The organism is Stenotrophomonas sp. P5_B8, assembly GCF_054049855.1.
Map to the genome: position 1 here is coordinate 1 of NZ_JBFULO010000095.1, position 11,423 is coordinate 11,423.

Sequence of the window (11,423 nt, forward strand, 5' to 3'; positions counted from 1 at the left end):
CCACTTCCGCACATCCACCGCACTCCATTTCGCATCATTGCAAATGCTGCCCACCTGCTCGGTTGACCCTCCCCCACCCCGAAAGCATGGTGCACGCATGAACACTCTCACGCGCATCGCCCTGCTTGGCGACGTGGCCAGCATCCGCCAAGGCCACCCCTTTCGCGGTGCCATCGGCGCCGTACCGGGGGGCCCGGTGCAGGTCATCCAATTGAAGAACCTCTGCGCCGATGGCCTGCGGGAGCGCGAGCACTTGCTGCGTACCGTGCTGCGCGCACGCAAGCCGCCGGACTGGGTGCAGGATCAGGATGTCCTGATCGCGGCACGCGGCAATCACCCGCTGGCGATGTTGCTACGTGCGCCGCCAGAATCCACCGTGTGCAGTCCGCACATGTACATGGTGAGGGTGAGCACGGCCGACCTGCTGCCGGCGTTTCTGGCATGGCAGTTGAACCAGCGCGCGGCCCAGGCCTACCTGCACCAGCAGGCGGCGGGATCGCGCCAACAGAGCCTGCGCAAGACGGTGGTGGCGCAGTTGCCGCTGCGCATTCCGCCGCTGCCACAGCAGCAGCGCATCGTGGCGATCGCCCAGGCGGTGCAGGCCGAGCAGCGCTGCCTGGAAGCGCTGATCCACAACCGCCAACAGGAGATCGCCGTTGTGGCCGAGCAGTTTCTGCAGGGAGGTGCCGCATGAACCTGATTGCCGCGTTGCCGGGCGCGCATGCCACGCTGGCCGCGCTCACCGCCGCCCGCGAGGTGCTGGTAGACGCCGCCGAGGGCGAGGCCGCCACGCACCTGCTGCTGGCTTTGCTGTTGCTCAAGATCGCCAGCGATACCGAGGCCGCCGCGCACGATCCGAGCGGCGCGTATGGGTCACCGCTTACCTGGCCGCCCGGCGCTCCCGGCGCACAGCTGCTGGCGGTACCGGCCGATGCCCGCTTTGAGGCGCTGCATCACCATCGCTTCGCAGTAGGCAACGACCTGCGCATCATGACCGCCCTGCAGCGGCTGGCCCAATCCAATCCGGCCACGCTGGGCGAGGTGTTCGATGTGCTGCGCCTGCACGATGGCTGGCCGCGCGATGCCGACCGGCGCGAGGTGGCCCTGTCGCGGCTGCTGGGGCGGTTGTCAGTGCCTGCGTTGGATTTCCGCAGCCTGCGCGGCGCCTATCGCAGCGACATCGGCGAGGCAGTGGATCGGTTGCTGGAGCGTAATCAACCGCGGCGCAGCAAACTGCCGCTTGCACATGTGCCCGATGCGCTGGGCTGGCTGATGGCTGCGTTGATGGACCCGGCAGAGGACGAGGGCATCTGTGATCCGTCCTGCCACAGCGGCAGCCTGCTGCTGGCCGCCAGCCGCTGGGCGCGAACGCGGCATGGTGCCCGCCGCCACCGGCTGGCCGGCCAGGAGGACATGGACGACGGCTGGGCGCGCACCCGCCTGCGCCTGTTGCTGCACGGCGAAGACAATCATGCCGTACACGGGGGCACGCCGTTGCGGCACGACATGCTGGTGCAGCCGGACGGCACGCTGCAGCGTTTTCACGTGCAGCTGTCGCGGCCGCCGTTTGCGCTGGCGTGGGCGCCCGAGCGCGCGCCTCGTGATCCACACCGGCGCTTCGTGCACGGCCTGCCCCCGCGCCAGTGGGGACATCTGGCGCTGTTGCAGCACATGCTCAAGGCGATGGACCCGCAGCGCGGGCGCATCGCCCTCGTGGTGCCACACGGCGTGCTGTTCCGCGCCGGCGATGAGGCGCTCATCCGCCGACGCCTGCTGGACGCCAACCTGATCGAGACGGTGATCGGCCTGCCCGACCGGCTGTTTGCCGGCACCCCGGTCGCCACGGCGCTGCTGGTCCTGCGCAGCGTGCGCAATGACGAAGCGGTGCTGTTCATCGATGCGCGCCAGCTGCAGTCCAGTGGCAGGCGTTCCGCCAAGCTGGACCGTGCTGGCGCCGAGCAGCTGCTGGCGCTCTGCCAGGCGCGCAAGGATGTGCCCGGGCTGGTCTGCCGCGCCGATCCGGCGCTGATTGCACACCACGATGGCAACCTGAGCGTTGCCCGCTACGTGCACCCGGAATCCACAGACGCCTCGCCATCGCTGGACGCCGTTCGCCGCGAGCGGGCGACGTTGCGGTCGCGGTTGAATGCGCTGGAGCAGGCGCTGGACGTGGATCTGCGCACGCTGGAACAACCGTATGCGGCGGCCGCTGAGCGTGGCGCGGCATGACCGGCACGGCCAGAACGGCTGATCGACGGGTGCTATCTGCTTGTTGGAAAGCATCAGAACTATGCGGCACCCGCGTCATGCGGTGATCAGGAAACGGAATGATGCACACGGTGTGGGCGAAGCCCGCTGCGCCAGACTGCGGGTATGTCGCATTCCCTTTCCCTTACTGTCTCGTCCGCCTGCGTACACGTGCGCAGGTCATCTCGCCGGCCCAGCCATCGCACACATGACGCTGCTGGGAGTCGCGCATGAAACCTGCGACTACCGTRAAGCACTCGGCACTGGGCTGGYTGCGCCGGTTGGGMTGGCGGTACCTGTCGCCGGTGGACCATGCGGCGTACCAGAGCGAAAATGCAAATGGCATCCTGTTGCCAAGATTGCGGCAGCGGCTGCAGGCAATACGGTTTGCGGCGCGCGGACAGACCTGGTCCCTGGACGAAAGCGGCATGGCCCAGGTGTTGGCGGCACTGGGCCGGGTGGTGCAGCGGCGCGGGGTCCGCGAGGGCAATGACGCGCTGCTTCGGCTGTTGCTGGACGGCATCGATATCGAGCAGCACTTGCCGGACGGCCAACGGGTACACGCCTGTGTACAGGTGATCGACTGGGACCACGTGGAGCGCAACGGCTGGGATGTTGCGGAATCTCCGGGTGGACAGGTAGCCCGCGATGCCGTCGCCCGTGTGGATGCGTTGGCTGGCTACGTCAACGGGCTGCCGCTGCTGGGTGTGCTGTGTGTGGAGCGCGATGGCCAGTGGCGCTGGGGAAGCGACGTGGAGGCGATTGCGTTACTGCAGCGGCAGCGTCCCGGGCCGGCACTTTCTTCTGCACAGGTGCTGATGGCATTGGATCGTCGCGGCGGGCGATACGCCACCCACGGCTCGCCGCCTGAAGACTGGGTGCACTGGCGCGAACAGGGTTGGGCGCCCGCACGCCTGCAGCAACTGCGCATGGCGCTGCCCACACCGACGGATAACGACCGTGGCGAGGCGCTTGCCGATCTACGCGCCGTACACGCCCCGCTGCTGGCAGGGGTAATGGCACCGGAGCGGGTGCTGGCCCTGCTGCGCGGTTTCATCGATGTCGCCGCCGATGGACGGCGCCGCATCGCGCGCTCGGCGCAGTTCTTTGCGGTGCAGGCGGCACTGGATCAGCTGCGGCGCATCGATGTGCAGGGGCGACGCTGCGGCGGACAGCTGTGTCTGGCGCCCGGCAGCGGGATGCAGCTGACGCGGCACTGGCTGCTGCACCACCTGCGACGCGATCCCTGGTTGCGTCATTGCCGGGTGTTGCGGGTGCAGTCGCCCGCGTCGCTGTCTGCGGCGATGCGCGACGCGCCGTCGCCGCTGTCGCCGGGACGGCGTCTGGCCGCCTTCCTGGCCGACGGGCGCGGCACCACGCTTCACACCTCCCTGGTGAYGCTGCAGGCATGGCTGCGCCGACGCGATGCACAGTACGCTGGCGACGACCTGGTCCTGCTGGTGGACGCCGACCTGCAGCACAGCCATCCCGCCTGGCTGCAACGTGCACACGAGCGCCTGCCGCGCGCGGCGTGGTTGTGGCTGACATCGACGCCGGCCCCCTGCGTGGGCGAAGGCGGACAGGACGCCCCGCTGCTGTATGCCTATCCGCCCGCGCACGGCGTGGCGGACGGTGTACTGGCGCCGGTGTATCAGCAGACGTTGCAGTCTTCGCCGGTAGCCGCCATCGTGCACGATACCCAGCCGGATTCACCAGATACCCGCGTGGCTGCACTGGCTGCGGCGATCTGCCAGCACGTTGCCGACAGCCTCCTGCGCACCGAACGCGACCTGCAGGCACTGCTGCTGGTGGCCAGCAACGAAGACGCGCGGCACTATCAGCGCGCCTTCGTGCGGGAAGGCACGTTGCGCAGTGCGCTCGTACCGGCCACCGCGCGGTGCGTGGCCAGCCGTCGCCATGGTGATCTCGGGCAGATACAGCTGTTGATCGCTGCTGCCGGCGTGGCACTGCCCTCGTTCGATGCGCGTCTGGCGGTGGTGTATCTGGACCGCGAGTTGTCTGGCACTCCGCTGGCGGGCGCCGTGGCCCTGCTCAGCCGCCCACACCAAGACAAGCGCTGCGCGTGGCTGGTGAACCTGCGCGCCTCGGGTTGCCCCCTACCGGGGCCGGACGCGTGGGCACCGGGCCCACGACAAGACCTGGACGCCGCCCTGCCCCGCCACCATCAACGCCTGCGCGCTCTGCTACCGGCCGCAAGCGGCAGCAACTTCCACGCCTGTCGCACGCACCTGGCGCCGCGCTGGGCACTGGACACGCACGGCGAACCCCGTGACCTGCACCGCCAGCGTCGGCGCTGCCTGCACCGACGGGTGACCACGTTCGGCCAGCAGCTCCAAGCCGCGTTGCTCACCGCCGATGATCAGCAGGACATGGCCGAGGGCAGCCAGCGCTGGCGCTACCAGTACGACCTGCACTTCTGTTCGTTGTTGCGCGATGCCGTCACCGTGGACGCGCAGGAACAGCCGCTGTATGTGGCCGAGGACGTGCGCATCCGGCACTGGGCGCGCGAGCGGGCACCGCAGGTGCAGGAACCGGCGTGGGAGTACCTCAGCCTGCAGGCCATGGACACGGCGGATGTCCGGCATGAGGCGGACGCGCTGCACAGCCAACTGCGCGTCCAGCTGGACGTCGATACGGTCGCCCCGGAGATGCGACGTCGCACGCACCATCAGCTGCGTGCGCTGCTGGCCCAGCCTGCCACGCCGGCCCGACGCTTGAAGGGCCTGAGGGCGCTGCACGCAACCCTCGACCGTGATGGGTCCGGCGCTGAGTACGCTGCATCTCCACTGCTGCAAGCCTGCCACGGGCTGCTTACCCGTCATTTGGGCGCTGCCGGCGGYCGGGCGCAGCTGCGGCTGCGGCAGGCGCTGGCCGCGCAGCTGGAAGCGGCGTTGATTGATGTCCGCGTAGCGCACGCGGGCGCGCCGCATCTGATAGCGATGGCGCTGCGCCGACGATTGACGCCCGCCTGGCCGATGCAGCTCACGCCGCAGCAGCGCGACGCCGTGCTGGACGGCCTGCCCGCGCTGCTTGGCCGGGCGGCGCTGTTCGAGGCGGTGCCATTGGACTGAGCGCCCGAGGGCTCAGGGCATTACGGGCGGCACGTAGGTCAGGGTCATGCCCAGCAGCCACAGCAGGCCCAGCACCAGCGGGATGTGCACCAGCAGCTGGATGAAGGTGAAGCCGACGATGTCGCGCGCCTTCAGCCCCAGCACGCCCAGCAGCGGCAGCATCCAGAACGGGTTGATCAGGTTGGGCAGCGCCTCGGCGGCGTTGTAGACCTGTACCGCCCAGCCCAGGTGCGCGCGCAGTTCGTTGGCCGCCTGCATCACATAGAGCGCCTCGATGATCCACTTGCCGCCGCCGGAGGGCACGAAGAACCCCAGCACCGCCGAGTACACGCCCATTACCAAGGCGAAGCTGTCGGTGGTGGCGATATGCACGAACAGGCTGGAGAGCCGATGCGCCAACGTTTCATCGCCGCTGCCCACCGCGTGGGTGAGGATCATGGCGATGCCGCCGTACAGCGGGAACTGGATCAGCACGCCGGTGGTGCTGGGCACGGCCTTGGCCACTGCGTTGAGGAAGCTGCGCGGCCGCCAGTGCAGCAGCAGGCCCAGCGAGATGAACAGAAAGTTGTAGGTGTTGAGGTTGGCAATCGCACTTACCAGCGGCTTGCTGGCGAACTCGCCGAACAGCCAGCCGAAGGCCAGTAGCGAGAGCAGCACGGTCAACAGCGGACTGTATTCCAGCCATTCGCCGGGGCGGGTGCGCGGTTGCAGCGGCTGCGGCTCGGCTTGGGCGGCACCGTCGAATTCGCGGGCGGTGCGGGCCGTGGCCGGGCCCGGCGCGGTGAGCCAGGCGATGAGCAGCGAGACCAGGATGAGCGCGGTGGTGAGGGCGATGGACTGCCACAGGAAGATGGTTTCGGTGAAGGGCAACACGCCGGTGATCTCCACCAGTCCCGGCGGCATGCTGACCGGGTTGGCCTGCAGCTGCGCGGCCGAGGAACTCAGGCCCATCGCCCACACCGCGCCCAGCCCGAGGTAGGCCGAGGCGCCGGCGGCGCGGTAATCCATCTTGAGGTCTTCGCGGCGCGCCAGCGCGCGTACCAGCAGCCCGCCGAACACCAGCGAGAAGCCCCAGCTGAGCAGCGAGGCCAGCATGCTGACCAGGCCAACGTACACCACCGCGCCGCGGCCGGTGCGCGGCACCCGCGCCAGTTGGTCGATGAAGCGCGCCACAATGGGGGCGGTGGCCAATGCGTAGCCACCGATGACCACGAACGCCATCTGCATGGTGAAGGGGATCAGGCTCCAGAAGCCCTCGCCGAAGGCGCTGGCGGTGGCCTGTGGGGTGGCGCCGAAGCCCATGGCGGCACCGGCCACGATGATGACGCCGAGGACGGCGAAGACGTAGGCATCGGGGAACCATTTTTCGGCCCATGCGGCCGAGCGCAGGGCTGCGCGCGCCATGAAGCCGTCCCGAATCGTTGTCGACGTGGCCATTGGCTCTCTCCCGGAGCATTCAATGGGGGGATTCTGTGGGTTGGCGGGGGCGGTGTCAGTCGCCTATTGGTCTTAGGGGGCGGTGTTGGGCACGTGGGGATGGCGCATGGGCGGCGCCTGAGCAGGGTCGGGAGCCGGCCAGCGGCCGGCACTACCGGTCATGGACCTGCTGGGTTACGGGATGCCGAGCATGGCTCGGCACTACCGGGGCATGGCGCTGCTGGGTTGTGGGCTGCCGAGCGTGGCTCGGCACTACCGGGTCATGGCGCTGCTGGGTTAAGGGCTGCCGAGCATGGCTCGGCACTACCGGGGCATGACCGGTTGGCGTTGGCCTGCCTTCAATGGAACGCCAGGGCGGCGGCGATGCCGGCGAACAGGGTGGCGCCTACCCAGTTGTTGTGCAGGAAGGCCTTGAAGCAGCGGTCGCGTTCGCGCTTCTGGCACAGCATGAACTCGTAGACGATCAGCAGGGCAGCCACGCCCAGTGACAGCCAGTACGCCGCGCCCAGTCCGGCGCGGACGCCGACCAGGGCCATCGTGCCCAGGAACAGTGCGTAGAGGATGCCCTGGATGACCAGGTCCAGATCCCCGAACAGGATCGCCGTGGAGTGCGAGCCCATCTTCAGGTCGTCGTCGCGGTCCACCATGGCGTACCAGGTGTCATAGGCGGTGGACCACAGGATGTTGGCGCCATACAGCAGCCAGCCGATCACCGGCACCTCGCCCTGCACGGCGGCGAAGGCCATCGGGATGCCCCAGCCGAAGGCCATGCCCAGGTAGACCTGCGGCAGGTGGGTGTAGCGCTTGAGGTAGGGGTAGCTGGCGGCCAGGAAGATGCCGATGAAGCTCAGCCCGATGGTCAGCGCGTTCAGGGTGAGCACCAGGGCGAAGGCGACCAGCATCAGCACCGCGAACAGCACGAGCGCCTCGCGCCCGGACACCCTGCCACTGGCCAGCGGGCGGTCCTTGGTGCGCTTGACGTGCGGGTCCAGCCAGCGGTCGGCGTAATCGTTGATGACGCAGCCGGCCGACCGCGTCAGCCATACCCCGGCGCTGAACACGAACAGGGTCCACAGCGACGGCAGGCCGCCGGTGGCCAGCCACAACGCCCACCAGGTGGGCCAAAGCAGCAACAGGGTGCCGATCGGGCGATCGGCGCGCATCAGTTTCCAGTACTGGCCCCAGCGCGACGGCGCACCGCCGGCGGGGACTTCAAAACGTTCATAAGCCATGCGCAAAGGATACCGCCAAGCCCCGCAGCCGGCGTTGCCGGGGCAGGCGTTTGTACAGGGGGCAGACCTGCGCGGCGTTTCCCGCTAGAATGCTCCTCCCGCGCCACCAAGGCGTCAGGCGGCCAGCATCGGCGCCCGGGAACGCAGGACACAACGCGCTCGTAGCTCAGCCGGATAGAGTAGTGGCTTCCGAAGCCATTGGTCGGGGGTTCGAATCCCTCCGGGCGCACCATCTCCGCCATTGCATGGCGACCCCAGCCTCCCCGTTTCTCCAAGTCGCCGCCGGCGGCATGGCTGTGCGTCCGTGGCACGCGCCGCGTGCGCTGGACGCCCTCCCCTCCCATCATCAACACTGCCGGCATGACTCCACCGGATCTGTTGAACCTGGCGGCGGGTGCCGCGACGCTCGGGCTGGCTGCGTTGAGTGCGGGCATGGGATGCGGGCTGCAGACGCGTGCGGCCCGGTATATCACCGCGTTCTTCGCCTGCTTTGCGTTGGCCAATCTGTTCGGCACCTTCCTGCTGGGCGGCGATGCGTGGCTGACGGCGGCAGCGGTGCGCTGGCTGCGCGTGATTGAAGTGCCGCTGGTCTACCTGCTGGGACCGTTGCTGTATGGCTATGCGCGTGCAGTGACCCGCCCTGGCCATACGCCCACGCGCGCGCGCCTGCGCTGGCACCTGCTGCCGGCGGGGATGGCCTTCGTCGTCTCGCTGGCCAACGCAGTGGCACCGTTCGATACCGCCGCGGCAGGTGAAACGGTCTTCCTGCTCAGCTTCCATGCGTGGCTGCTGCAGGGCACCCCGTATCTGCTGGCCGCGCTATGGCATGCCTTTCACCCGCACCTGCCGCAGGAACACGACGCGGCGCGCCAGCTCGGCTGGCTGCGCGGCCTGCTGGCGGTGATCGTGGCGTGCTGGATCTCCAGCACGCTCGGACGCTGGGCACCGGCGGCCGATATCCCCGGTTGGCCGTGGCTCGGCGTGGCGCTGAACTGGCTGACCACCGCCGGCATGTACGTGCTGGCCCTGTCCGGTCTGCGCCAGCGCATCCTGATGGCACGGCCGCCGGCCGCCAGGAACACGGACGCGCGCGACGCAACCGCCACCGGCACCGCGATGGACCCGCGCTACCAGCGCTCCGGGCTGGATGCATCCCATTGCGCGCGGATCGCCGCCGAACTCACCCGTCTGGTGCAGGCCGAGCGGTTGTATGCCGACCCCGACTTCGACCTGCTGCGCCTGAGCCAGCGCAGCGGTTGGCCACCGAACCATGTGTCGCAGGCATTGAATCAGGGCCTGGGGCAGAACTTCTTCGAGTTCGTGAACACCTTCCGCATCGCCAGTGCGACGGCCAGCCTGGCCGATGGCGGCGATGGTCGCAGCGTGTTGGAGATCGCCCTGGCCTCCGGCTTCGGCAGCAAATCGACCTTCAACGCAGTGTTCAAGCGGGTGACCGGCCACACTCCGCGCGAGTACCGGCGCCTGCCCGCCACCGACAAGCAGGCCGGCAGCTGCCCCTGAAGGTGCGATCCGGCACGATCAGACGAATCGTGCCTTGACCTCTGCTGTCCTGCGCACCTACTCGGACAAGGTGGGGTGCGGGATGCGATGCATACGATGGCTATTTGTTGCGTTGATGGCGGCCGGCGCGGTCACGGCGCAGACGCAGGATGCCGAAGCGGTACTGGCGCGTGCCAAGGCCAGCAGCGGGGGCGCGAACTGGGACAGCGTGCAGACGCTGCAGATGGCGGGCACCCGATCGGCCGGCGGCCTGAGCGGTGCCTGGCAGCTCACCCAGGCKCTGGGCAGCGGCCGTTACGTCGAATCCTCGGCGTTGGGTGCGTTCCAACAGGCCCACGGCTTTGATGGCCAGCACGTGTGGCGGCGCGACCCGGGCGGCGAGATCGGGTTGCTCAATGGGGTGGTGCCGCTGCGTCAGGCACGTACCCAGGCGTGGCTGGCGGCGCGGACGTACTGGCATGTCGGCGGCCTGCCGGCAGGCCATGCCGCCGTGCGCGCGCAGACGCTGGAAGGCCGGCGCTACACCCTCATCGCAGCAACGCCTGACGGTGGCGATCCGCTCGAGCTGTGGTTCGATGCCGGCACCGGCCTGCTTGCCCGCGTCGTGGTTCCGGCCATCGGGGGGTCGACGGTATCGGTGCCGAGCGATTACCGGCAGGTAGACGGCCTGCAGTTGCCGCACCGGATCACCGTCGACGCGATCGACAGCCGCGGCCACAGCGATCCGCGCCTGCGCACTGTGCTGCAGGTGCAGCGTTACGCGATCAACGCACCGCTCGCCGAGGCAGCCTTCGCGCCACCGCCGATGCCGACCGATGCCTACGTGGACAACCCTGCCGGCATCACCCGGGTGCCCTTCGACCTGGTCAACAACCATATGTATGTCGATGCCGAAGTGGATGGAAAGCCGGCGCGCTTCCTGGTCGATACCGGCGCGGTGAACCTGCTCACGCCCGCCGCGGCCAAGCGCCTGGGCGTCGCCAGCGCGGGAAAGCTGAGCATCAGCGGTGCCGGCGACGCGGCCATCGACCTGAGCCTGGCACAAGGGCGCGCGCTGCGCGTCGGTGAGGCGCATCTGCCGCATCCGGTGTTCTACGTCGTTGAGCTGGGCGAGCAGCTGAATTCGATGGGCGTGGCCTACGACGGCTTCATCGGCTATGAGACCTTCCGTCGTTTCGTCACCACCTTCGATTACGCCGCAGGCGTACTGACCTTCGCTGAGCCCGGTCGCTTCCCGCCGCCGGTCGATGCGGTCGTGCTTGCCTTCGAGCAGGACGACCGTGCGCCGGTCCTGTCCGGCGTGCTGGACGGGATCCCGTTGCGGCTGTGGATCGACTCGGGGTCACGCGGTTCGCTCAGCCTGAACAGCCCGTTCGTGCGCCGCCACGGCCTGCTTGAAAAGTACGGTGCCAGCGGCGAAGCCGTGGTCGGCTGGGGCATCGGTGGGCCGGCCCGCGCCCATCCGGCGCGGCTGGGCGTTCTGCACCTGGGCAGCATCGTGGTTGAGGGGCTGGCGGGGGACCTGTCGACGACCGGCAAGGGCGCGTTGGCCACGGCCGATTACGGCGCGATCCTCGGCGGCGCGGTGCTGCGGCGTTTTACGGTGGGTCTGGATTACGACCGCAAGCACATGTACCTGACCGCCAATGCCGAAAATGCGTCACCGGAGCCGTTCGACCGCAGCGGGCTGTGGCTGCAAGCCGATGGCGCGGTAGTGCGCGTAGGCGATGTTGCTGCGGGCACCGCCGCCGCGCGGGCGGGGCTGCGCGAGGACGATCGCATCGTGTCCCTGCGCGGTGCGCCGGTGGCCACCCGCGGCCTCGGCGACTGGCGGGTGATGCTGCGGGAACTGCCGGTAGGCGAACGCGTTGCGGTCGGCTATGTTCGCGATGGA

At 68.9% G+C, this 11,423-nt stretch carries 7 protein-coding genes and 1 tRNA gene; 6 read left to right on the forward strand and 2 right to left on the reverse strand.

The window, feature by feature from the left end:
* The 3 genes from ACXJKH_RS07665 to ACXJKH_RS07675 form a co-directional block, all read left to right on the forward strand.
* On the forward strand, positions 1-694 hold a 694-nt coding region (locus tag ACXJKH_RS07665; protein WP_457318980.1), incomplete at its 5' end, for a restriction endonuclease subunit S.
* Positions 691-2,229, forward strand: coding sequence for an HsdM family class I SAM-dependent methyltransferase (locus ACXJKH_RS07670; RefSeq protein WP_457318981.1), 1,539 nt, complete (start codon positions 691-693; stop codon positions 2,227-2,229). The genes ACXJKH_RS07665 and ACXJKH_RS07670, both read left to right, overlap by 4 nt.
* A gap of 248 nt (positions 2,230-2,477) precedes the next feature.
* Positions 2,478-5,339, forward strand: coding sequence for a type I restriction endonuclease (locus ACXJKH_RS07675; protein WP_457318982.1), 2,862 nt, complete (start codon positions 2,478-2,480; stop codon positions 5,337-5,339).
* Between the two features lie 12 nt (positions 5,340-5,351).
* Here the strand turns inward: ACXJKH_RS07675 and ACXJKH_RS07680 are convergent, their stop codons facing one another.
* Both ACXJKH_RS07680 and ubiA read right to left on the reverse strand, forming a co-directional pair.
* Positions 5,352-6,743 carry a short-chain fatty acid transporter gene (locus ACXJKH_RS07680; protein WP_457318983.1) on the reverse strand — a complete coding sequence of 464 codons (1,392 nt, stop codon included), beginning with the start codon at positions 6,741-6,743 and terminating at the stop codon, positions 5,352-5,354.
* Between the two features lie 371 nt (positions 6,744-7,114).
* On the reverse strand, positions 7,115-8,008 hold the full coding sequence (ubiA, locus tag ACXJKH_RS07685; RefSeq protein ID WP_457318984.1) for a 4-hydroxybenzoate octaprenyltransferase: 894 nt from the start codon (positions 8,006-8,008) through the stop codon (positions 7,115-7,117).
* 155 nt (positions 8,009-8,163) lie between these two features.
* Between ubiA and ACXJKH_RS07690 the strand changes: the two genes are divergently transcribed.
* The 3 genes from ACXJKH_RS07690 to ACXJKH_RS07700 all read left to right on the forward strand — a co-directional run.
* Positions 8,164-8,240: transfer RNA gene (locus ACXJKH_RS07690), tRNA-Arg, on the forward strand.
* 128 nt (positions 8,241-8,368) lie between these two features.
* Entirely contained in the window at positions 8,369-9,529 is a 1,161-nt protein-coding gene (locus tag ACXJKH_RS07695; RefSeq protein ID WP_457318985.1) for a helix-turn-helix domain-containing protein, read from the forward strand.
* Between the two features lie 115 nt (positions 9,530-9,644).
* Positions 9,645-11,423, forward strand: a 1,779-nt coding sequence (locus ACXJKH_RS07700; protein WP_457318986.1) for a pepsin/retropepsin-like aspartic protease family protein, incomplete at its 3' end; no start/stop codon positions are given.

Excerpts from the sequence above, each read along its gene's own strand:
- ACXJKH_RS07670 (WP_457318981.1), top strand. The coding sequence starts at position 691 with ATGAACCTGATTGCCGCGTTGCCGGGCGCGCATGCCACGCTGGCCGCG.
- ACXJKH_RS07680 (WP_457318983.1), bottom strand. The coding sequence starts at position 6,743 with ATGGCGCGCGCAGCCCTGCGCTCGGCCGCATGGGCCGAAAAATGGTTC.
- ubiA (WP_457318984.1), bottom strand. The coding sequence starts at position 8,008 with ATGGCTTATGAACGTTTTGAAGTCCCCGCCGGCGGTGCGCCGTCGCGC.
- ACXJKH_RS07695 (WP_457318985.1), top strand. The coding sequence starts at position 8,369 with ATGACTCCACCGGATCTGTTGAACCTGGCGGCGGGTGCCGCGACGCTC.